Annotated in this window: 26 protein-coding genes and 4 tRNA genes; 10 read left to right on the top strand and 20 right to left on the bottom strand. The window is 61.1% G+C overall.

All coding sequences use genetic code 11. The features are described from left to right. The first annotated feature begins 76 nt into the window (after positions 1-76). Positions 77-901, top strand: a complete 825-nt coding sequence (nadE, locus tag M2368_RS11560; protein WP_133834975.1) for an NAD(+) synthase — start codon at positions 77-79, stop codon at positions 899-901. Positions 902-904: 3 nt separating this feature from the next. Here nadE and M2368_RS11555 read toward each other — a convergent pair whose 3' ends face one another. From M2368_RS11555 to M2368_RS11540, 4 genes are all read right to left on the bottom strand, one after another. After that, a complete protein-coding gene (locus M2368_RS11555) occupies positions 905-1,204 on the bottom strand; it encodes a winged helix-turn-helix domain-containing protein (RefSeq protein WP_105657891.1) in 300 nt (99 codons plus the stop codon). After that, positions 1,201-1,641, bottom strand: a complete 441-nt coding sequence (locus M2368_RS11550; RefSeq protein WP_105662662.1) for a hypothetical protein — start codon at positions 1,639-1,641, stop codon at positions 1,201-1,203. The genes M2368_RS11555 and M2368_RS11550 overlap by 4 nt, the downstream gene beginning before the upstream one ends. Continuing rightward, entirely contained in the window at positions 1,638-1,841 is a 204-nt protein-coding gene (locus M2368_RS11545) for a hypothetical protein (protein ID WP_105657889.1), read from the bottom strand. Before M2368_RS11545 ends, M2368_RS11550 begins: the two co-directional genes overlap by 4 nt. A 116-nt stretch (positions 1,842-1,957) precedes the next feature. Next, positions 1,958-3,100, bottom strand: a complete 1,143-nt coding sequence (locus M2368_RS11540; protein ID WP_133834976.1) for an acyl-CoA dehydrogenase family protein — start codon at positions 3,098-3,100, stop codon at positions 1,958-1,960. Between the two features lie 72 nt (positions 3,101-3,172). Between M2368_RS11540 and M2368_RS11535 the strand changes: the two genes are divergently transcribed. Next, a complete protein-coding gene (locus M2368_RS11535; RefSeq protein ID WP_105658003.1) occupies positions 3,173-3,676 on the top strand; it encodes a MarR family winged helix-turn-helix transcriptional regulator in 504 nt (167 codons plus the stop codon). Here M2368_RS11535 and mmsB read toward each other — a convergent pair. After that, positions 3,671-4,567: a 3-hydroxyisobutyrate dehydrogenase gene (gene mmsB, locus M2368_RS11530; RefSeq protein WP_105662664.1), complete on the bottom strand. Its 897-nt coding sequence runs from the start codon at positions 4,565-4,567 to the stop codon at positions 3,671-3,673. The two genes, M2368_RS11535 and mmsB, sit on opposite strands and share 6 nt — an antisense overlap. After that, on the bottom strand, positions 4,564-5,616 hold the full coding sequence (locus M2368_RS11525) for a 3-hydroxyisobutyryl-CoA hydrolase (protein WP_105657886.1): 1,053 nt from the start codon (positions 5,614-5,616) through the stop codon (positions 4,564-4,566). Before M2368_RS11525 ends, mmsB begins: the two co-directional genes overlap by 4 nt. A gap of 105 nt (positions 5,617-5,721) precedes the next feature. Between M2368_RS11525 and M2368_RS11520 the strand changes: the two genes are divergently transcribed. Both M2368_RS11520 and M2368_RS11515 read left to right on the top strand, forming a co-directional pair. Further along, entirely contained in the window at positions 5,722-6,522 is an 801-nt protein-coding gene (locus M2368_RS11520) for an exodeoxyribonuclease III (RefSeq protein WP_105657885.1), read from the top strand. Positions 6,523-6,524: 2 nt separating this feature from the next. Further along, a complete protein-coding gene (locus M2368_RS11515) occupies positions 6,525-7,379 on the top strand; it encodes a DUF8083 family protein (protein ID WP_286134704.1) in 855 nt (284 codons plus the stop codon). 52 nt (positions 7,380-7,431) lie between these two features. On the opposite strand, the gene M2368_RS11510 is transcribed toward M2368_RS11515, so the two are convergent. The 4 genes from M2368_RS11510 to M2368_RS11495 form a co-directional block, all read right to left on the bottom strand. Beyond that, positions 7,432-7,505: transfer RNA gene (locus M2368_RS11510), tRNA-Asp, on the bottom strand. A 61-nt stretch (positions 7,506-7,566) separates the two neighbouring features. Continuing rightward, a tRNA-Phe gene (locus M2368_RS11505) sits at positions 7,567-7,639 on the bottom strand. A 49-nt stretch (positions 7,640-7,688) separates the two neighbouring features. Continuing rightward, positions 7,689-7,762 (bottom strand) — tRNA-Asp (locus tag M2368_RS11500). A gap of 55 nt (positions 7,763-7,817) precedes the next feature. Continuing rightward, positions 7,818-7,890 (bottom strand) — tRNA-Glu (locus tag M2368_RS11495). 138 nt (positions 7,891-8,028) lie between these two features. Between M2368_RS11495 and M2368_RS11490 the strand changes: the two genes are divergently transcribed. Both M2368_RS11490 and M2368_RS11485 read left to right on the top strand, forming a co-directional pair. Next, positions 8,029-8,400 carry a metallopeptidase family protein gene (locus M2368_RS11490; protein ID WP_133834977.1) on the top strand — a complete coding sequence of 124 codons (372 nt, stop codon included), beginning with the start codon at positions 8,029-8,031 and terminating at the stop codon, positions 8,398-8,400. A gap of 778 nt (positions 8,401-9,178) precedes the next feature. Beyond that, positions 9,179-10,909: an NlpC/P60 family protein gene (locus tag M2368_RS11485; protein WP_402697454.1), complete on the top strand. Its 1,731-nt coding sequence runs from the start codon at positions 9,179-9,181 to the stop codon at positions 10,907-10,909. 77 nt (positions 10,910-10,986) lie between these two features. On the opposite strand, the gene M2368_RS11480 is transcribed toward M2368_RS11485, so the two are convergent. Next, on the bottom strand, positions 10,987-11,964 hold the full coding sequence (locus M2368_RS11480) for a universal stress protein (protein ID WP_105657882.1): 978 nt from the start codon (positions 11,962-11,964) through the stop codon (positions 10,987-10,989). A gap of 169 nt (positions 11,965-12,133) precedes the next feature. Between M2368_RS11480 and M2368_RS11475 the strand changes: the two genes are divergently transcribed. Next, complete coding sequence (locus M2368_RS11475) at positions 12,134-13,585, top strand: NCS2 family permease (protein ID WP_498724524.1); 1,452 nt, start codon at positions 12,134-12,136, stop codon at positions 13,583-13,585. A 92-nt stretch (positions 13,586-13,677) separates the two neighbouring features. Then, entirely contained in the window at positions 13,678-14,238 is a 561-nt protein-coding gene (locus M2368_RS11470; RefSeq protein WP_166650871.1) for a DUF2087 domain-containing protein, read from the top strand. Here the strand turns inward: M2368_RS11470 and M2368_RS11465 are convergent. Together M2368_RS11465 and M2368_RS11460 are read right to left on the bottom strand one after the other, a co-directional pair. Beyond that, positions 14,185-15,012: a spermidine synthase gene (locus M2368_RS11465; RefSeq protein WP_286134238.1), complete on the bottom strand. Its 828-nt coding sequence runs from the start codon at positions 15,010-15,012 to the stop codon at positions 14,185-14,187. The genes M2368_RS11470 and M2368_RS11465 overlap by 54 nt on opposite strands. Further along, entirely contained in the window at positions 15,005-15,511 is a 507-nt protein-coding gene (locus M2368_RS11460) for a GNAT family N-acetyltransferase (protein WP_286172335.1), read from the bottom strand. Before M2368_RS11460 ends, M2368_RS11465 begins: the two co-directional genes overlap by 8 nt. Before the next feature lie 152 nt (positions 15,512-15,663). On the opposite strand from M2368_RS11460, the gene M2368_RS11455 reads away from it, so the two are divergent. Then, complete coding sequence (locus tag M2368_RS11455; RefSeq protein WP_105657877.1) at positions 15,664-16,044, top strand: hypothetical protein; 381 nt, start codon at positions 15,664-15,666, stop codon at positions 16,042-16,044. On the opposite strand, the gene M2368_RS11450 is transcribed toward M2368_RS11455, so the two are convergent. The 7 genes from M2368_RS11450 to M2368_RS11420 form a co-directional block, all read right to left on the bottom strand. Then, positions 16,041-16,730 (bottom strand): O-methyltransferase, encoded by a 690-nt coding sequence (locus tag M2368_RS11450; protein WP_133834982.1) that lies wholly within the window; start codon positions 16,728-16,730, stop codon positions 16,041-16,043. The genes M2368_RS11455 and M2368_RS11450 overlap by 4 nt on opposite strands. Further along, positions 16,727-17,047: a thiamine-binding protein gene (locus M2368_RS11445; RefSeq protein WP_105657875.1), complete on the bottom strand. Its 321-nt coding sequence runs from the start codon at positions 17,045-17,047 to the stop codon at positions 16,727-16,729. Before M2368_RS11445 ends, M2368_RS11450 begins: the two co-directional genes overlap by 4 nt. A gap of 53 nt (positions 17,048-17,100) precedes the next feature. Beyond that, a complete protein-coding gene (locus M2368_RS11440; RefSeq protein WP_133834983.1) occupies positions 17,101-17,418 on the bottom strand; it encodes an AzlD domain-containing protein in 318 nt (105 codons plus the stop codon). After that, positions 17,415-18,146 (bottom strand): AzlC family ABC transporter permease, encoded by a 732-nt coding sequence (locus M2368_RS11435; protein WP_286172336.1) that lies wholly within the window; start codon positions 18,144-18,146, stop codon positions 17,415-17,417. Before M2368_RS11435 ends, M2368_RS11440 begins: the two co-directional genes overlap by 4 nt. Then, entirely contained in the window at positions 18,127-18,813 is a 687-nt protein-coding gene (locus tag M2368_RS11430; protein WP_105662673.1) for an alanyl-tRNA editing protein, read from the bottom strand. The genes M2368_RS11435 and M2368_RS11430 overlap by 20 nt, the downstream gene beginning before the upstream one ends. Before the next feature lie 5 nt (positions 18,814-18,818). Then, positions 18,819-19,688 (bottom strand): glycerophosphodiester phosphodiesterase, encoded by an 870-nt coding sequence (locus M2368_RS11425; RefSeq protein ID WP_105662674.1) that lies wholly within the window; start codon positions 19,686-19,688, stop codon positions 18,819-18,821. A gap of 210 nt (positions 19,689-19,898) precedes the next feature. Beyond that, the gene (locus tag M2368_RS11420) at positions 19,899-20,456 is read right to left on the bottom strand and encodes a dihydrofolate reductase family protein (protein WP_105657871.1); all 558 of its coding nucleotides are present in this window, start codon (positions 20,454-20,456) and stop codon (positions 19,899-19,901) included. Between the two features lie 239 nt (positions 20,457-20,695). On the opposite strand from M2368_RS11420, the gene M2368_RS11415 reads away from it, so the two are divergent. Continuing rightward, positions 20,696-21,217 carry a hypothetical protein gene (locus M2368_RS11415; protein WP_133834984.1) on the top strand — a complete coding sequence of 174 codons (522 nt, stop codon included), beginning with the start codon at positions 20,696-20,698 and terminating at the stop codon, positions 21,215-21,217. Positions 21,218-21,442 lie beyond the last annotated feature (225 nt).

The raw sequence follows: 21,442 nt of genomic DNA, 5'->3' as shown, positions 1-21,442 counted from the left end.
TGAGAACAGATTAACTTTCGTTCCCAGCCTGTGCAGCGGTACCGCACGGCGAGGGCTCATGCCTAGGATTAGAAGCATGCGTGAACTGCAAGCAAAGATCATTGAAGAGCTGGGCGTGCGCCCGGAAATCGACGCGGCCGACGAAATTCGCCGTCGTATCGACTTCCTCAAGGACTATCTGGCCGCTACCGGCGCCCGGGGTTTCGTGCTGGGCATCTCCGGCGGCATCGATTCAACGCTGGCTGGGCGCTTAGCCCAGTTGGCCGTCGAAGAGGTGCGCGAATCCGGCGGCGAGGCGCACTTCGTGTCGGTGCGCCTGCCGCATGGCGTGCAGAAGGATGCGGCCGATGCGGAAGCGGCCATGGATTTCGTGGCTGCCGACGAACAGTTCGAGGTGAACATCCAAAAGCCTGTCGCCGCTTTCGATGAAGCCCTGGCCGATGCGGGCCACCTGGCGCTGAGCGATTTCAACCGCGGAAACCTCAAGGCCCGCACCCGGATGATCATGCAGTACGCCATGGCCGGGGACCGCGGGATGCTGGTCCTGGGCACCGATCACGCGGCCGAATCGATTACCGGCTTCTTCACCAAGTTCGGCGATGGCGGAGCGGACCTCCTGCCCCTGGCCGGGCTGAATAAGCGCCAGAACCAGGCACTGCTGCGCGAGCTGCAGGCTCCTGAGCTGCTGTGGGCCAAGGAGCCTACCGCGGACCTGCTGGACGGCCAGCCGCTGCGCGCAGATGAAGAGGAACTTGGCCTGACCTATCCGCAGATTGATGACTACCTCGAAGGCCGCGAGATTGACCCTGCGGCGGCCGAGGTCATCGAAAGGCGCTTCGTGGGATCCCGGCACAAGCGCACCGTACCGGCCACCTACTGGGACAAATGGTGGCGCGCTTGAGGATTACCCCAAGCCGGTGATTTCCTTCAGCGCCTGGACATGTTGCGCAAAGGCCTCCTGCCCAGCTGAAGTCAGCTTCGCCCAGGTACGAGGCCTTTTGCCCACATACCCTTTCTTGATCTGCACGTAACCGCCGGCTTCCAGTGCGCTCAGATGCCGGGAAAGCACCGAATCCGAAATGCCGATGGCTTCTTTCAAGGATTTGAAATCGGCTTCGTCCACGGCTTGCAAGGAGCCCATCAGTGAAAGCCGTACCGGGTTGGAGAAGTCGTCGTTGAGCCGTTCGCGAGCATGGGCATTCACTTGCGCACCATCGCAATTCCGGTCAGGAACAACGGCGCGGCAACGATAATCCAGATCAACGCGATGGCGCCCCAGCCCATGGGTCCCGCCCCGAGCAAGGCCACTGCCACCGCGTAAAGCACCATGCTCGCAATGAACCCCCGAAGATACATCTTGGAATGCCCGCGCGGCAGCGAGCGGTAGAGCTTCCCGTAAGCCAAGGACATCGCTGCAACGGATACGCAGAACAACGCCATGATGACGATGAAGCCGATAAAATCCGCATCGGGACGAAAGACCTGCAGCAGAGCAGCCAGGCCGCCCATGAGCACTCCCAAGATGATGCAATAGGTGCCCAGCAATTTGGCTCCGTACCCGGCGGCACGCTGCATTCCCTGCTGCGCCAACCCCAGGGCGGCCAGTTGCTCTTCAGGGCTCATTTTCTTGCCGGAACTCATTTGCTGGCCGCCTTGCGAGCCTTCTGCTGGCGCTGTGCGTAGACGGACGTCATGGTCATGCAAATTGCCATGAAGAAGCCCATGCCAATGAAGATCAGGGAGTTGTTGCCCGTGGCATAGGCGGTCATGGCCATTGCCGCGAAGGCCAGACCTGCCGCAACGGTGATGATGGTGTACCAGGTGCTGAATGGAATCTTCATTGTCCTGCTCCTTTGGCTTTGATCTTCCGAGTTCCCCAACCATAACAAGTACTTTCCGCTTTGGAAAGTACTTGTTATGAATTAGCTGGAAAGATTCCAACGGACGGATGCCCCGGCTACACGAAGGCACTGACTCCGGTCAGGGCACGTCCCACAATCAGCGAATTGATTTCATAGGTGCCTTCATAGGTATGGAGAATCTCGACATCGCAGAAGACCTTGGCCATTTCGAAATCGCTCACAATGCCATTGCCGCCAAGCATCGCTCGGCCCAAGGCGGCCGAATCCCGCGCCAGGCGGGTGGCAGTGGACTTCGCCATTGCCGCATCCACCATGTGCAATTCCGCGCGCTCTTGCTTGCGGGCAATATCGCCCATCATGGAAAGGCAGGCGCTCAGGTTGCCTGCAATTTCGGCCAGGGGCTGCTGAATCAACTGGAAAGCGGCCAGCGGCTGCCCGAACTGCTGGCGCTGCGCGACGTACTCGCTGCAGATGTCGAGCGTTGCCATCATCGCGCCGACAGCCTGCCACCCCACCCACGCGCGAGATTGCATCAATAGCTGGTTTGCCGCAGCGAAGCTGGTCACCCCTGGAAGCTTATTCGCGACGGGAATCCGCACATTCTCCAGCCGAATATCCGCATTCTGCATGCTGCGCAGCCCGATCTTGTGTTCGATCTTGGAAGCGCTATATCCAGGGCGGTCCGCTTCAACGAGGTAGGCCCCGACCTGCGAAGTTTCCTCGTCCTTGGCCCAGACCAGCGCGAAATCGCTGAAGGTGCCCATGCCGATCCACCGCTTGGCCCCGTTCAGAACGTACTGGTCCCCGTCGCGCTGCGCGGTGCTCCGTATGCCGCCGGCGATATCCGATCCATGTTCCGGTTCGGTCAGCGCAAATGCGCCGTAGGCTTCAAAGCCGGCGAGCTTGCCCAGCCACTGCTCGCGCTGCTCCTCCGACCCCAAATCGCGGATCATCCCGAGCACCAGTTCGTTGTGGATGCCGACCACGGATGAGATTGAAATATCGGCGCGGGCGAGTTCTGCATGGATCAGCCCCCGCAGCAAATGCGAGCTGTCCCCCAGCTGCAATCCGCCCAGTCCGAGTTCGGCCAGTTTTCCAATCAGCTCGGTCGGAAATTCTTCGCGGTCCCAATAGCCAACGGACTGCTTGCGCACCTGATGCTGCGCTACCTGCCTGATTCCAAGCAGTCGCTGCCGTTCGGTTCCACTTAGTTCTCCGGCCACATTCAAGAGGTCCATCCGGGGATTCCTTCCAAACCATAGGATGTCCAAGTATATTGTTGGACTAAGTCTTCTTTTGGGGGTATGCACATGACTTCTCCGCTCTCACGCGATCCAATCGCGCAAGCCAGGGAACAATGGATTTCCCATGGATGGTCAGCCGAGGCCGACTCCATGGCCGCAATTACCGCGGTGATGCGCACGGCATCGATTTACCTGCAGCGAGCCGATGCCATCCTCAAGCCGCACGGGCTGACCTTTGCGCGATTCGAGGTACTCGCCTTGCTCGGTTTCTCCAAGCGCGGCTCCCTGCCCATGAGCCAAGCCAGCCAGCTCCTGCAGGTCCACGCCACCAGCCTGACCAATTCGGTAGACCGCCTGGAAGCTACCGGTTTGGTGCGGCGCATCCCGCACCCGACCGACGGCCGCACCCGCCTTTTGGAACTCACGGCCGCAGGCCAGCAAGTGCTGCCAGCGGCCCGCGGCGATCTGAACGAAAAGCTCTTTGCCCAGAGCGATCTCTCCGGCACCGACGCCACCGAGATTTTCGAGATCCTGGCCCGATTCCGCAAGGCCTCCGGGGACTTCCTATAGCGATCCGTCGCGGATCGCGTTGATGATCCCGGAAAAATCGGTTCCCGCATCGCCCTCATCGCTGAACTTGCGGTACAGCGCTGCGGCCAGGGAGCCGAGCTGGGCATCGGTACTCGTATGCTCCAGCGCGCTAGCTGCCAGGCCGAGGTCCTTGGCCATCAGCGCTGCGGCAAATCCTGGCTGGTAATCGCGATTGGCAGGGGAAGCAGGCACAGGTCCGGGCACCGGGCAATTGGTGGTGACCGACCAGCATTGCCCCGACGCGGACGAAATGACATCGAAGAGCGCCTGGTGCTCCAAGCCCAGCCGTTCTCCGAGCACGAAGGCCTCGGCAGCGCCAATCATCGAGATGCCCAGCAGCATGTTGTTGCAGACCTTGGCGGCCTGGCCTGCGCCGTACCCGCCGCAGTGCACGATCCGCTTGCCCATGTGCTCCAGCAGCGGGGTGATCTCTCCGAGATCTTCGGCCTGCGCACCGAGCATGAACGTCAAAGTCCCCGCTTCTGCCCCGACCACGCCCCCGGACACCGGAGCGTCGGCGCTTCGATGCCCCGCGGAGACCGCAAGCTGCGCCGCTTCACGGGCCTGCGCTACGTCGATGGTGGAGCACTCCAGGAACAGCGTATTGGGCTTGGCGCTATCGAGCAGGTATTCGCGGTAGGCATCGAGCACGTGCTTGCCCGAAGGGAACATCGTGATGACGATGTCCACGCCGGCGGCCGCCTCGGCTCCGGTAGCCACGGTGCCGATGCCTGCTTCTCGGGCGGCCTGCACCGCATCAGGAACCACGTCGAAGCCCTTGATCCGGTAGCCTGCCTTGTGCAGGTTGATGGCCATGGGCAATCCCATATGGCCCATGCCCAGGAATCCGATAACTGGTTTTGCGTTCATGAGTGGCTCTTTTCCGCTAGATCTTCACCGAGCAGTGCGAAAGTTAGTTCTGCCCCGAACAGGGGCTCCAAATGCCGTTGCGTGCGCTGGCCCGGGCTTAGCCCCGGGACTGCTTCCGTCCATTGCGGGGTGCGGTCCTTGTCGATGACTGCGGCGCGAATCCCCTCGGCGAAATCGGGGTCATCAAGCCGGTGAACGGCAGCCCGATACTCTCGCTGCAGGTCTTTTCTCAAATCCGCTCCAGCCAGGTGGATCAGTTCTTCGGCCAAGCGCACCGAGCTCGGGCAGGCGGCGCCCAATGCCTTCAACGCCTCTTGGGCTTGCGGGTACTCGTGCAGCTCCAGTGCACGCATGACCGCTGGGGTGCTTGCCTCGCCAAAGGCCTGCACCCATTCTTCGTGCAGGAAGCCAGGCTCCGGAGTCTCGGCATAGCTGGCCAGCACCGACGCGGCCGGCTGGACCTCGAGGTCTGCGAGCACGTCGGGGATCCGGGCCTCGGGCACATACGAGTCGGCCAGGCCCAAAGCGATGGTGTCGGCCGCGCCGAATTTCATTCCAGTCAATGCCGCCAATCGTCCGGCCGCATGCGGGGCACGCGCCAGCAAATGCGTTCCGCCTACGTCCGGGAAGAATCCGATACCGACTTCCGGCATGCCGCAACGGCTGGTTTCGGTAACTATGCGATGGCTGCCATGCGCCGAGATGCCGATGCCGCCGCCAAGGACGATTCCGTCCATGAGCGCAATGTACGGCTTGGGGTACTCGTCGATCAGGACGTTGAGCTGGTATTCAATGCGCCAGAAGTCAGCCGAAGCACCGCTGCGGTCCAAGATATCCCGGTAGATCGCCACGATATCCCCGCCGGCGCACAGGCCGCGCTCCCCTGCGCCCATAACCGCTACCTGAGCGATATCCGGGTCATCGCGCCATTCCAGCAGCACGTCGAGGAAGTCGCGGCACATGTCCGCGTTGAGGGCGTTCAGGGCCTTCGGCCGGTTCAGCGTAATGAGCCCCAGGTGCCCCCGGCGTTCGGTCAGAATCTCAGGCAACAGACTCTCCTTTGAGTGATTGAGGTCACCTACTAGTGTCGAATATACTCGGACTTCCAACTAAATTGAAGTGGCACAAGACAGCAAACTTGATAGGTTGAACTAGTGAAGATTGCAACCTGGAATGTGAACTCGCTGCGAGCCCGCGCCGACCGTGTTGAGGACTGGCTGCGACGTACCGATGTAGATGTCCTGGCTATCCAGGAAACTAAGTGCAAAGACGACAATTTCCCCTGGGAACTGTTCGAGAACAACGATTACGAGGTAGCGCACTTCGGAGTCAACCAGTGGAATGGCGTTGCCATCGCTTCTCGCGTTGGCCTCGAGGATGTTGAGCGCACCTTCCCCGGGCAGCCGGAATTCGGCAAGGCCGGCAAGAATCCGATCCAGGAGCCTCGCGCCATCGCGGCAACCTGTGGCGGAGTGCGTGTCTGGAGCCTGTATGTACCCAACGGACGCGCGTTGGATGATGAGCACATGGGCTACAAGCTGAACTGGCTGGATGTGCTCAAGCAGGAATCCGCCCGATGGCTGGCGGAAAACCCCGAGGCGCAGATTGCCTTGATGGGCGATTGGAACATCGCGCCAAAGGACGAAGACGTGTGGGATATCGACTTCTTCCTCGAGAACAAGTTGACCCACGTCTCGGCGCCAGAGCGCGCCTCCTTCGCTGCCTTCGAGGAGCTGGGCTTCACCGATGTCGTGCGCCCGCACACCGAAGGCGAATACACCTACTGGGATTACACGCAGTTGCGTTTCCCGAAGGGCGAAGGCATGCGCATCGATTTCTCGCTCACCTCGCCTGCGCTCACCGCACGCGTAACCGGCGCAAGCATTGACCGCGAAGAACGCAAGGGCAAGGGCGCCAGCGACCACGCCCCGGTCATCGTGGAGCTGGCCGACTAGTCATGGCGGCAAAGATGATTGGGCCCGCCGCAGAGCTGACCGCAGCTACAGCGCACCTGCGCGTCTACGAGCCGCTGGATGCTTTCGAGGATTGGGCCCAGTCCATCATCCTGCGTACCCCGCGGCGCACCGCGGAGCAGTGGGATGACTTCGAGAACGAGCGGCTGTGGAGCCGCACCCTGCGCCATGTCTCCGACCCGTTCCCGCACAATGAGCCGGAATTCTTCCGCAGCGTGAAGTCCTTGGACTACCAAGGGGCCGAGCACACGCGCTATTGCCCGGGGCAATTGCAGGCACGCAGCCTGCTCGCTGCCGAACAAGCCGAAGAAGCCATGCGGGCCGAGGTTTTCGACCTGCTGGTACCGCCGGCAGCGCGGCAGGCTAACGCACAACGCGTTGATGCCGACCGCCTGGCCAATGACCTGACCCATCTTCACACGAGGACCTCTTCATGGGGCATCCCGCTGGGCTGGTTTGCCCTCTTCCGCGAGGACGACGAGCACGAGCTGGTTCACAGCGGTGAGCAGCTGAAGACGGTTCGCATGTACGCCACCTTCGAACAAGCCATTGACCGCCTGGCTTGGGCAGTCCAAGCGCTGGCATCCCATGCGCCGCAGTCGCAGCTCTTCGAGGAGCTGGGCAGCCTTGGCGGATGGCTGGAATCCTTCGACAACAGATCGGTCATTGAACTGGATTATGGCCTGTTGGCAGAAATTGTGTGGCCCGATGATTCCGCGAACGACTTGATGCACGGCATTCAGGCGTTGGAAGACGAGGACATGACTAGCGCCGCCGCCGCATATCGCCGGCTGAGCAATCGCTGGATTGGACCGCGGCATCTTGGCCGCGCGAACTAACTGCCCCTGGATACAGCAAAAGCCCCGGAATCCGGAGCTTCTGTTTAGTGTGCGACCCTGACGGGACTTGAACCCGCGACCTCCGCCGTGACAGGGCGGCGCGCTAACCAACTGCGCTACAGGGCCTAGTGCTTTGAATAAATTCAAGTCACACAGTAAAACCCCCGGGATAAACCGAGGGCCTGCGTGGCTCCGACCGGCGTCGATCCGGTGACCTTTCGATTTTCAGTCGAACGCTCTACCAACTGAGCTACAGAGCCTGGTACCACTAAGTGGACACCAAATCTACTATTGAAATAGTAAATTGAGCGACCCTGACGGGACTTGAACCCGCGACCTCCGCCGTGACAGGGCGGCGCGCTAACCAACTGCGCTACAGGGCCTTGCTTTCGCAAGCCAATGGATTTCTCCATCTGACAACCACATAATGGTTGTTTGTACCCCCAACGGGATTCGAACCCGTGCCGCTGCCGTGAAAGGGCAGTGTCCTAGGCCGCTAGACGATGGGGGCCTAAGTTGTTCGCTTCGGTTTCTTGCTTCTCCGTAGCGGACTCCAATAACTATACGCAGTGTTTTTTGCTTTTGCAAAATCGGCACCTGGACGAGTTTCACCCATGCCAAATCGGGTGCGCGGGCCTAGTCTGGAAGCATGCTTTTTGAGATGGATGACGACGAATTCCAGACCCTGGTCGAGCAGGCCATCGACGCCATTCCGGAGGCTGCATTCGCCATGATGGACAACGTCATCTTCTTCATCGAAGACGAGTATGAGCCGCTTCCAGGAGAACCCAAAAACCCTGAAATTCTGGGGTTATACGAGGGTATTGCACTCACGGAACGGGACCTGGACTGGGGCACGGGCGCACTTCCCGACCGCATAACGATCTTCAAGAATCCGACGCTTCGAGCCTGCGAAACACGTGAAGATGTAGTGCGGGAAATTGGGATTACAGTGATGCACGAAGTGGCCCATCACTTCGGAATCGACGACGCAAAATTGCACGATTTAGGGTGGTCATAGCCCCAAATCCGCAGAATCTTCTTTTGAGATCTGCCTCACAAAAATACTCGAATACAGTGGTCGCGTCGAGGTCGAAAGAGACCCAAAGCACAGGCGTGGCGCTTGGAATCGCCATCCGGGTCCAGTCGACCGGCGGGCAAGCCGCCCAAAAGCCGTTTCGCAACGACTGGCGCGCCGGTCGGTTTCCCGTTGCCCCGCTAGCGGCTGCTTTATCCGGGCGTGATCAGGTGCAGCCAGCCGGAGGAACCTGGCATGCCCCTTGCCCTTGTCCACCCAGCAGCTCTGGGCCCCTCCGCCACCAAGGGCAGCGAGGTGATCCCGATTGGGAGCACGGCACCGCACCCCTTCAAGAGGATTTCGCCATTGGAGCCGGCGCCTCCGAGGCAGACCCAGCGAAGCAGAGCTTTGCGCCCTCCCGGAGTACCTTCACTTTTAAAGGCAAACCTTTTTTGCAGCCGCACATTCCCCTCCGGCACGTTACCCAAGCTTCACGACAATCGATACCTTGGTAACGAGGCGAGATATATGTCTGAGTAATTTCCCAGCCACTCTTGATCAGCCACACAGATCCCAAATGCCACTATCTTCGCAGATCACCGCCGAATACCCAGGCGAATTACACGAATGGGATTCATGTGACTGATGTGAACAGTGTTGCCAAGCGTGTCTTAATTGGCCTAATGTGCTATTTGGAGTCTTATCCGAATCGTGACCTACTCATCGGTGAAGGTCACGACTCACGCACTCCGCGTCATCCAAGTACTTAGTGAGGAACGATATGGCTACTCGCCACACGCTCGGTGTTGCTGCAAGCACCCTAGCCCTAGCGGTGTCCTGCATTGCAGGCGCTTTGCCCGCTTCCGCATCTACTTCAGCTCTGCTTCCTCAGTCTGTGGCCATCGCTGCCGCACCTAGCGCTTCCGCGCTACCTTCGGACGCAGAGGTCCAGGACGCAAAGAAGGATAAGGCTTCGACGAACGCGATGATCGCGCGCATCGAAGCTTCCCTGGCTTCCAGCCGCGCCGAACTGAAGCGCGTTGAAACTGAGGCCGCTCAGGCTCAGGAATCCCTGCTCACCGCCGGCGAAGAGCGCGATCTGCGCACCGCTGCGGCCGAGAAGGCTGTAGAACAGCTCGAGTACGCAAAGACTTACCTGGAGCAGAGCCGCAACGATCTGGGTGCTATCGCTTCGGATATCTACCGCAATGGTGCAGGCACCTCGACCCTGAGCCTGCTCCTTGATGACAACCAGGAAGGCGACCTGTTCTACAAGGCCGCTACCATCGACGCGTTGAGCGAACAGAAGGTCCAGTCCGTCAACACCGCCACCGAGGCCGAAGGCCTCGTTTCGGCTTGGCAGGAATATGCTGATGCGGCACAGAACGCCGCCGAAGAAGCTGCAGCCAACTATGACGCAGCCGCAGCGACCGCGAACAGCACCCTGTCCACCTACGAAGCAGCTATCGCACCTGAGAAGCAGCTGCGCGATGACTTGATCGGCCACCTCGCTACCTTGAAGCAGAAGGAAGAGGCCGAGGTTCGCCAGGCGGTTGAAGAGCGCGAAACGCAGGAGCAGGAAAAAGCTCTCGCGGACGCCATCGCCGAAGAGGAAACCGCCAAGGTTCCCGAAACGAAGCAAGACTCCGTTCAGCCGCTCTCGGTTGAAAAGCCACGTGAGCTGGAGCAGGCCGAACCTGAAGAGGAAACGGTCGAGTCGGAGCCTGAGAAGGTTGAAGAGGAACCGGAAGCTGTCGAGCCTCCCGTAGCGCCGAAGCCGGAGCCAACTAAAAAGGCCGAGCCAAAGCCGGAACCAACTAAAAAGGCCGAGCCGAAGCCGGAACCGACCAAAAAGGCCGAGCCGAAGCCAGAGCCAACCAAAAAGGCCGAGCCGAAGCCAGAGCCAACCAAGAAGGCCGAGCCAAAGCCGGAGCCAAAGCCAACCAAGAAGGCCGAACCGAAGCCGGAACCCACCAAAAAGGCCGAGCCGAAGCCGAAGGCTACCCCGAAGCCGGCACCCAAGCCTGAGCCAAAGCCGGAGCCCAAGCCGAAGGTCACCCCGAAGCCAGCGCCTAAGCCTGAGCCAAAGCCGGAACCTAAGCCGGAGCCGAAGCCTGAAGTCGCGCCGCAGTCCGGCAGCAACTACTCAGCAGCGTTTTCCTGGGCCTTGAAGACCGCGGATGATCCCAGCAAGTACTACGTCTACGGTGCCAACGGTCCCGATGCTTTCGACTGCTCGAGCTTCTCGCAGCGAGCTTTCGGCAAATCCGGCATCAGCCTGCCACGTACTTCGTCCCAGCAGTTCGCTAGCGCCCCGCAGTACGTGTCGCTGAGCAACCTGCGCCCAGGCGACTTGGTGTTCTCGTCTTCCAACGGCGGTTCCTCGTTCTACCACGTAGCCATCTACATCGGCAACGGCCAGGTCGTCCACGCTCGCAACCCGAACGCCGGCATCTCGGTGACTCCACTGAGCTACGTCAACAACCTCTACCCGAAGGCAGCCCGCTACTAAGCGCCACCCCTCGAGCACGAAGGCCGCACACCCTGGTGGGTGTGCGGCCTTCCTGCATTCTGGCTACAGGCGTGCGGTCACTGCTCCTGCGCCCGCGTATCGAAGTCCTTGCGGTTCTCCAGGCGAGGGTCATCCGAGTCCGGCACGACCATCACCGGGCCCTTGGAGTGGTGCAAGACGCCCTGCGAGGTTGAGCCAAGCAGCATCCCGGTAAAGCCGCCGCGGCCCCGCGAGCCGGTGACGGTCAGCACCGCATGCTCGGATTCGCGGATCAGCACCTCGACGGGAGGCCCGGAGACCACATCGGTTTCCATCTTCAGCGACGGATAGTGCGACTTCAGCCATTTGGAGCCCACACTCATCTGGTAGCGCACATCTTCCAGCACGGCTTCCTGGTCAACGGTCGCCGGCATCCATGCCAGCGCCGCCCCCACCGGCGGCACCGCGCAGATCAGGCGCAGCGTCAGGTCGCTGGCGATGGCCGCGTCCGCGGCTGCCAGCACCGCTGAACGCGCGCGGTCTGAACCGTCAACGCCGACCACGATGCAGTTGCGGTTCGACGCCGCGGCGGCACCGGCCTCTTCCTGCTCCTTGGCCATGGCCAGCGGAACCACGACGGTCGGGCACTTGGAGTGCGCGGGCAGTGCCGAGGAAACCGAGCCGAGCAGGCGGCCAACGAAGCCACCGCGGCCACGGGTCCCGACCACTACCAATTCGGCGTCCTGGCTCAGGTCCAGCAGCACGCCGGACGGGTCGCCGGATTCGATATAGGTGCGGATGGCCGCCGTGCTGCCTTCAAGCTCTGCGCGCGCCTGGCGCACAATGTCCTCGGCTCCCCCGCGGATCAGGTCGTCATCCAGGGTCGAGTAGCCTGCGTCCATGGAGGACGCGGCGAACACCGGGATGGTGTAGGCGGACACGATATTCAACACGCTGCCGCGGCGTACCGCTTCGCGTTCGGCCCAGCGCAAAGCGCATCTGCTCTGCTGGGATCCGTCCACGCCAACGACAATTCCTTCAATCTTCTCTGCTGCGACTGGTGCTTCGTCACTCATCAGACTCGCTCCTCAACTACCTCAGATATAACGGGATGTGATTTCCCTTACCACCAATGTACTTGCTTCCGCAGTTCTAGGTGTGAGTTGGGTCTAAAGTTTTCGCGTACAGCCTACTGGACACTCGGATCGATATGAATCAGCGCCCGAAACGTCATAGAATTTTTCCATGTCCTCCTCCACACAAACCGCGTTCGGGAATGCTATGGCCGCGCGCATCGACCGATACTTCAAGATTTCGGAACGGCGTTCAACGTTCTCCACCGAAGTTCGCGGCGGCATCGCCACCTTCTTCGCGATGAGCTACATCGTCGTCCTCAACCCGCTGGTTCTTTCCGGTGCCGATTCCTCGGGCGGCGAGTTGGGCATCCAGCGCGTTGCCGCGGTGACCGCATTTGTCGCCGGCATCCTGACCATCCTGATGGGCATCTGGGCCCGCCACCCATTCGCCATGGCTACCGGCTTGGGCGTCAACGCCTTCGTCGCTATCACCGTGGCAACCAACCCGGAACTGACCTGGGCTGATGTCATGGGCCTGGTGCTCATTGCGGGTGTGGTCATGTTCGGCCTGGTGCTCACAGGGTTCCGGACCGCGGTGTTCAATGCGGTTCCAGCCGGATTGAAAACCGCCATCGTGGTGGGCATCGGCATGTTCATCGCACTGATCGGCCTGGTCAACGCCGGCTTCGTCCAGCGCCTCCCGGATGCCGCGAACACCACCGTTCCGGTGGGCCTGGGCTTCGACGGAGAGCTGATGGGCTGGCCGATCCTGGTCTTCGTTGTCGGCCTGCTGCTGACCATGGCCCTGGTGGTGCGCAAGGCCAAGGGCGCGATCCTGATCGGCATCGTCGTTTCGGCGATCCTTGCCAACATCCTCGAAGCCGTCTTCCACATCGGCGCGATGGAGACCAATACCTGGTCGCTGGTGGTTCCGTCGCTGCCCGAGTGGACCCTTCCGGACCTGTCGCTGATCGGCCAGGTCAGCGTATTCGGCGCCTTCAGCAAGATCGGCGCCACCGCCGCTTCGCTGCTGGCCTTCGTCATCCTGCTCTCGATCTTCTTCGATGCCATGGGCACCATGGTGGGCTTGGCTTCGGAAGCTGGTTCCATGGACGAGAACGGGCAGATCCCCAACGTGGACAAGGTCCTGCTGGTGGATGCGGCCGGCGCGATCGTCGGCGGCGGCACCTCCAGCTCCTCGGCGCAGATCTTCGTGGAGTCCGGCGCCGGCATCGGCGAGGGCGCCCGTACCGGCCTGGCCTCGGTAGTCACCGGCCTGCTGATGATCGTCGCGATGTTCCTGAGCCCGCTGATCTACCTGGTGCCTTTCGAAGCCGTGGCGCCGGCACTGGTCGTGGTCGGTTTCATGATGATCACCCAGGTCTCCAAGATCGATTGGAACGACTGGGGCATCGCGCTGCCGGCCTTCCTGACCTTCACCCTGATGCCGTTCACCTACTCGATCGCCAATGGCATCGGTGCCGGCTTCATCTCCTACGTCTTCATCCGCGCCACGCAGGGCCGCGCCAAGGAAATCCACCCGCTGATGTGGGTTGTTTCCGCGGCTTTCGTGCTGTTCTTCGGCATCGGACTGATTGAGATGTGGGCCGGGGTCAAATAGCCCCGAAGCCCTCCAGGCGCCCCGTCATTGCTCCGGCGATGGCGGGGCGTTTTTTGCCTCCGGCCCGGCGGGAACTGGCTAGGATGGGCACTATGAGCGATCAGCAGAACACCGCTGGGCAGTGGATCCAGGTGGCCGCAGGCTTGAAGAACCCCTCGATGCGCCGGCTTCTCGGGGCCGTATTGAGCGGGCACGGGGTACCCGAGCAGGCCAATAAGTCCGAACGCAAGGACTTGGAGCGCTGGGCCAGCATCGGGCTTCTGCGCCAAGAGGGGTCCGGCTGGGCGCTGAACGACGAACTGCTGGAGAAGACCTTGGCTTCGGCCTCGGCCGCGAAGGCCGACCGCGTCGGGATCCGCCGCTTCTTCGACGGGCACCGGCTGCATAGCCTCCCGGCGAAACCAGCGGACCGCCATGAAGTGCTGGTCTACCTGCGCAATGCGGTGATAGGAGCCGGGGACGAACTGCGCGAAGAGCAGCTCAATGAACGGCTGCGGGTATTCCACCCGGACGTCGCGCTGCTGCGCCGCTACATGGTTGACCACGGCCTGCTGCAGCGCGCAGCAGACGGGAGCGGATACCGGATGGGCCCCGGGGAGCTAGCCGGTAATCGGCACGGCCCCGGTGGCGAAGCGCTGCACTGCCGCCCCTGAAACCAGCTGCGCCGGCAACGGCGCAGTGCGCAGGCTGCGTTCGAATGCAGGGCCGAGCTTGAGCGGTTCGTCGCTGGCCAGGAACACGATGTTCCCGTAGCGCCGGCCCTTGAGCATCGGCGGGTCGGCGATCATGGCCACATGCTCGAAGACCTCCAGCAGCGTCGCGGCTTCCGCCTTGGCGCCGGACAGGTCCGCGGTATCGCCGCAATTCATGATGTAGACGCCCCCGGCATCCAGCACGCGCTGGGCTTCGCGGGCGTAGTCCGCCGTGGTCAGCACGCGCGGGGTGGTGCTCCCGGCGAAGACATCGCGGATGATCACATCGCGGCTCGCATCGCTCAAGGTGGGCAGCACCTGGGCTGCGTCTCCCACGCGCAGGCGTACCAGCGGAGCGCGCGGAACCTCGAAGTGGACGCGCACCAGCTCGGCCAGCTTGGCATCCAGTTCCACCACGACCTGCCGGGCGTTTTCATAGCTGGCCGCGACCCAGCGGGCCATGGAGCAGCCACCTCCGCCAAGGTGGAGCACGCGCAGCTTGCGGGCGCGCCCGTCGTATTGCCCGGCCGGGAAACCGATGGCGAAGACCGGTTCCATCCAGCGCATGTACTCGAAATCGAGGTAGGCCGGGTCCTCCAGGTCCACATGGGAGGAGGGCACGCCGTTGACCTTCAGGATATAGCGGCTGGCGCCGTAGGGATCAGCTTCAATGATCGCCGTTCCGGTGTCGATCGGATACTCTCCGAGCATTGATTCCTTGGCATCCCTAGCCACGCGCGCGCACCATTCGTTGTTCGATTAAGCCATCCCAGCTGCCAGTCAGGGCTTCACTGGTTCCATCAGGCGTGAATCCCTGCTTCGCGAAGAAGGCCAGGGCCCTCTCGTTGCCTTGCAGGACCCAGACCAGGGCGTCGTGCTGTCCAAGGACAACATCGAAGAGGTGCTGGCCCAGTCCGGTACCGTAGTACTCTTCCAGGACATAGAGCATGCCCAATTCGACGTCCACTCCGGCATCCTGGTCTTCTTCGATGACCGGAGTTCCACCGGCTAGCCCGATGATGCGGCCATCGCGGTCTTCCGCGATGAAGAATTGCGCTCCGGATGCCAGCCCGCGTTCCCACCAGGCTGTCTGGCCATCAAGTTGGCCTTCATGGTGGGCGAAAAAGGACTCATCGCGAAGTGTGGCGTACGCTTCTCGCCAGGCTTGCAATTTCATTTGCAGCGCTGGGCGGACGTCTTGTTCAGTAGCCAGTCGGATTCGGTAGTCGTTCATTTGCGGCACTTCTCTAGCCTACGGCAGTGACTTCGCTATTTTCTTCCAACGCACCAAGGCCCCCTCCTACTAAAGTAGTATTGCGGACTGTCCAAATGCTTGAAAAAATATTCACGTAGTCGTAAACTTTTTGGCTCAAAGGGGGGTCGGACTTGAACCGGAATACAAAATACGCTGCCTTGACTGGTGGCCTTGTCGGTTCCCTGACCCTGACCATCAGCCTTTCCTCGACCTTCTGGGTGATTTTGCTCGGTTGCGTTCTCCTAGCCGCCGGCTTCAGCATTCTGGCCAGGTTCGAACGCTTCTGGGGCCCGGCCGAACCGGACCACTACTACTACATCGTTCCCATGCTGGTTGGCCCGGTAGTTGCGGGGCTGGTGCGCAATACCGGTTATGCCCTGTGGGTCGGCCCGCCGATGGGTATTCTCTGCGGATTGGGCGTGTACTTCTTGATCCTGAAGTCGCCGCCGTTCAAGCACGATGAAGCCGGGGAACTCGAATTCGAGCGCCCCGAGCGCTATCCAACGCGCTAGAGGACTCGCGCTAGCGCGAACCCGTCCCACCCCTTGACGCCTATAGTCTGCAGCGCCGTGGCTGATACGCGCGGGTCATCGCGCAACCACCGCAAAGAGTCCTGGATTCCGCGAACATCGGCTTCTTGCGTCCCATGCCGGGATGGGTCATCCAAGACCGCGCCGCTGCGCACCACGTTGTCGAGCACCAGCACGGTGCCTGAATGCGCCAGCTCCAGTGCGCGTTCCAGGTAGGGCACGTTGTTGCGCTTATCGGCATCTATGAAGATCAGGTCAAATGGTGCAACGCGTTTGGAAATCAGCGAATCCATGGAACCCTGAGCGGCCCCCAACCGGATTTCAACACGTTCTGAAAGCCCTGCCCGCTGCAAGTTCTCACGCGCAATCGAGGCATGCAGGGGTTCAAATTCGCAGCTGATGACGGTACCGGCTGCACCGACGCCCCGGGCGAGCCAGCTGGTGGAGTAGCCCCCGAGGGTTCCGATCTCGAGGACCCTGCGGGCACCTGTGATCTCGGTGAGCAGCTGGAGGAACTTTCCCTGGGCAGGACTGACTTCAATCCGTGGAAGCCCGGCACTATGGGAATGCTCCCGGCCTGCCTCCAAGGCATCAACGCGCAGCCCCAGCGCCTGTTCCAAATATTCATCGACGGCTGCGGCATGGTGCTCTGCAGAATGGTGGATCATGACGGCATGTTCTCCTCACTATCCTCAATAGCCTTCTCCAGGCGTTGGATTTTGCCATCGAGCTCACCTTCGTAACCGGGGCGGATATCGGCTTTCAACACCAGCGATACGCGCGAACCGAATCGGCCAACGGCCATGGTGGCTTGCTTGACTACCTCCATGACTTCGTCCCATTCACCTTCGATCTCGGTGAACATGGAGCTGGTGCGATTGGGGAGGCCAGAATCGCGGACGATTTTCACCGCTTCGGCCACTGCATCGTGGACCGAACCGTTGGGGTTGTCGTTACTTGGGGCTACGGAGAAAGCTACAATCATGCTTCCACTGTCCCACTACGCCTTGTGCTTGTCATCCGCCTTGCAGGCAATATCTAGGCAGCTAGTCCGCTCGCCCTCAAGACGATGGCCGCCAGAGCACCGACGACAACGACGACAAGATAGGGTGCCTTGAAAGCCAGTGCGATAATCGCCGCCGCGAGCGCACCGATACGGGCGTCAATCACCAGTTCCTGCCCGGAGGTGAAGGCGTTGACCGTCACCAACGAGGCGAGCAACGCAACGGTCAGCGTGGCCGCGACATGGGACATGGTCGGCGAGTCCAGAACCTTGCGTGGCACAAAGTAGCCGCATAGCTTGATTGCGTAGGCCGTCAGGCAGGCTCCCAGAATCCACCAGCTCAATTCGCTCAAGGCTGGTCCTCCTCAATGCTTTCCAGATCGCCGTGCTCGGTCGCAGCCGGGGTCCGGCGGCCGGTGGCCACCGCGTAGATCGCAGCGCAGGCCGCGGTTACCAGAATCGGCAAGCCCGGCGCGGTGACCGGCACAGCCAGCGCGGTGAGGATTGCGGCCGCAATCGCGATCATGACCGGTTCAACTGACTTCAAGCGCGGCCAGAGCAAACCGATGAAGGCGGCGACCGCGGCGCCATCGAGCCCCCAAGCCGCGGGGTCCCCCATGCGTTCTCCGAGCAAGGCTCCGACGAGGGTGAACAGATTCCACAGGACGTAGACGCCCACCCCGGCGGTGAAGAAACCACGGCGCTTCTCGGCCAGGTCCGATTGCCCCAAGCTGACTGCGGTGGATTCATCGATAGTCACCTGGGCCATCCAGGGCACATGCCGTCCCAAAGGCCGCAATGCCTGCTTGATCTGCATCCCGTACACGGCATTGCGGATTCCCAGCAGCGAAGCGGCGGAGAACGCTGCCGAGGCAGCACCTCCGCCTGAGAACACGCCGATAAAGGCGAACTGCGATCCGCCGGTGAACATCAAGGCGCTCAAGGCAACGGTTTGCCACAGATCCAGTCCTGCAGCAATGGACAGGGCCCCGAAGGAAATGCCGTAGAGCCCGGTGGCGATCGCGATGGAAAGGCCCATCCTGGTCGCCGGAGTGAACCAGCTAGCGGACGTGGCGTGCATCGTACCTGACCTTGTAGACACCGCGCTTGACCTTTGCGTCGCCGATCTCGACGTGCTGCAGCTGGTTCAGGTGCTTCACGTGGGTGCCACCGCAAGGTTCGGCATTCACCCCGGCGATGCTCACGGTACGGATGCCCTGAGCATCGGTGGCCGTTGTGATTTCTCCGCCGCCAGCGATGAGTTCATCGACGCGTCCTTGGAGCCAGGCCTTGGCGGCGGCCCGTTCGTTCTCATCGCCCAATGGCAGGTCGAGGCTGGCCGGATCGAAGTCGAGGCGCGACTGCCCAGGGAAGTGCGAGTGGCCCTGGTGCTGCCAGCCGCGGTCTTCGCCAGCGAAGCCCAGGACGTGCCCTGCGGTGTGCAATGCGGCATGGGAAAGGCGCAGCTCGCCATCGATCTCAGCTAGGACCTGATCACCCACCTGCCGGGCGCCGGCGCCGTACAAGACCACCAGTGCATTCGCGTCGCGCTGGACTGAGACAGGCAGCCCGTCCACGGTGCCTGAGTCTTCGGGCTGGCCTCCACCACGGGGATGGAAGATATTGGGGCTCAGGGCAATCCACTGCCCGTCTTCGCCGCTTCCCGTTGCAATGACTCGGGCCTCCGCAGCAAAAATGTACGTGTCCTGCAGGTACAGGTTGACCTGTGCGATTTCTCCGGTGTTCATGTGGCCTAGCTCAGCTCCAATTCTTTGCGCAGTTCTGCCGGGCGGTTGCTCGTCAATTCCCCGACACCCAGGTCCACCAGGAATTGCGCATCCGCGGGACGGTCAACCGTCCAGATGCGCGCCTTCAGCCCTTGTTCCAGCCATCGGCGCACAAGATGCTCATTGGCTCGGGTCCAGGCGACCCCGGATCCAATGATGCCAGCTCCCCCTGCGTTGATCAGTTCGATTCCTTCAGGCACGGAGCGGTAAAGAACATCGTAGACACCTGCTCGCCCCAGGTCGCCGGAATCAATGAGCTGCCGGACATAGTCCGGGTTGACCTCGGTCATCAGCTGGCACAATAGTGAAGTGCTGACGGTGCGTGCCAGATAGCGCAGGGAATTCGGCTCAAAGCTCATCAGGGTCACCGCGATCTGCCCTTGCGAGCCGGCCGTGCCCGTCTGCGGGTCGAAGCCATGGGCTGCCAAGACCTGCAGCACACCCTTTTCGAGCAGGTGGCCATAGGGGCTTGGATGCTTGATTTCGATAGCCAGGCCAATTGGCTTGCCGCGTGCTTCAATGAGCTCGAAAAGTTCGCCGAGGCTCAGGAGCTGTTCATTCTCCGCCCCGTACTCGGCCGGGACCAGGCTCGGAACGACTCCAGTGAAGTCCATGGCTTTCATCTGGGCCAAGGTAAATCCGGCAACCAGACCGGCTGAATCAGAGGTGCGGTCGACTGTTGGATCGTGGTGGCAGACGACGATTCCGTCTTTGCTCAGATGGACGTCGCATTCGATTCCATCGGCGCCTTCGTCGATGGCCTGCAGATAGGCAGCACGAGTGTTCTCCGAATATTTATGGGAGCTGCCGCGATGGGCGAAAAAAAGCGTATCCATAATTCCTACGCTACGCGATCATCGCTCCTTGGCAACGCAGATTGCCCTCTGCCAAGACGCTTATTTCTTCGACTGCTTTCGTGGCTTCGGCCTGCGGATGCAAGCACTTGCTGCCATCGTGCAAAACACGAAGTTACCCGGCAAGAAAAGGTGTCCGCTTTCCTGATTCTGCCCCGGAATTCCAAGGCAAAATCGCCATCGTCATGGGAATCAGCCTGCACGCCGATAGCTGGCTGCGATTGCCCCGCTGGCCAGCGGCTGCGCTGATATCAACTGGAGGTGACGGGAATCCTGCAATCCTGCCTCATGCAGGGTTGGTCCATGCCCGGCGATGACTGGATGGACTAGGAAGTGGTATTCGTCGATAAGTTCCATCCGGTCCAGAACCGTTGCCAATTTGCCGCTACCGAGCAGCACTCCATTGGGGTACTGGTCCTTCAGCTTCTGCACCGAGGCGCGTAGGTCGCCGCTTAGCAAGTGCGAATTCTTCCACGAGTACGCGGTGCGGGTGCTTGAGACAACGTACTTGGGCTTCTCCTCCAGCTGCAGCGCCCAGCGAAGCAGCGCTGGTGGCGCTGCGATATCTCCACGAGCGACGGCCGGCCAGTAATCTTCCATCAGCTCGTAGGTGGCACGCCCCCAGAGCATCGCTCCGTGCGCATTCATCAGTCGTGTGAAGTAGTCGTGCAATTCGTCGTCGGCGATGCCTTCGCGATGATCTACACAGCCATCCAGCGTGACGTTGATGCTGAATGTCAATTGTCCCATCGCAAGCTCCTGTAGCTATAGCCTCACCACCAGGTCCCCGGTGCCTTGACTGTAGGTTTGCCGGCCAGCCACGTCAAGCAGCGACGATGCATCATCAGGCAACCGGTGCGAAAGCAGAGACAGGCCCGTTCGCATCGGCGATGTCCGCCCAGCATCTGCGTTGGATGCAGAACCTGTAAGCGAAACACAATTTCACACTCATCCTCCGGGAGACTAAGCGTCAAAGGTAGGCTCGCAGTATGCCGCCACCAGACTCATCCCCAAGTTTGTCCCCTGGTCCCCGCGACCTCATGCCCATTGTCCAGGGCCTGGTCCAAGGCCCCTGGCCAAAGACCGAAGTCGAGCGTGAAGTCCTGTTCGGTGCCCTTGGATTCGTTTCCGGAAACAACGTTGATGCCGAAGACCACGATTCACCACATCAAATGATGAGCCTAGACCTCGGCCTGCCAGGAAAAATGGTGAGTTTTTGGGATACTTACCGTCAGCAATTCCTCAGCGTCTGCACCCACCTCTACGGATCGCTGAACGCCCAGGACCCGGTGGCCCAGTATGGCTACGAAGCCCTGCAGGCGCAGCTTTCCCAACTGTATGGCACTCCTGAGCGCCCTTGGGACGACGAAGATCAGTCGGTGGGCATGTGGCGCTGTAATGGCCGGAGCATCACCCTGCAGCTATTTGACCGGTCGGATAGCACCGTGATGCTCACCATCGAAGACCTGGCACTCGCGTCAATAATTGAAGCCGAAGAAGCAGCCCACTAGTCTTCTCACTCCTTGGACTGCTTGAAGCGGTTCAAAGCGATTGCGATGCTTCGATAATAGGCAGGCCGCAAGCCAACAGGAACAGTGCTTAAACAAGTGCAGGGGCCAGGCTTTCATGCCTGGCCCCTGCACGGGTTAAACAGGTGAGGCCCCGGCACCAAACGGTACCAGGGCCTCAAACCATCTACTCAAGTTAAGTCCGGCGGTGACCTACTCTCCCACACC

This window comes from Arthrobacter sp. JUb119 (assembly GCF_024807995.1).
Classification (GTDB): Bacteria; Actinomycetota; Actinomycetes; order Actinomycetales; family Micrococcaceae; genus Glutamicibacter.
The sequence above is the reverse complement of the archived record's forward strand: the minus strand, read 5'-3'. Positions and strand labels throughout refer to the sequence as shown.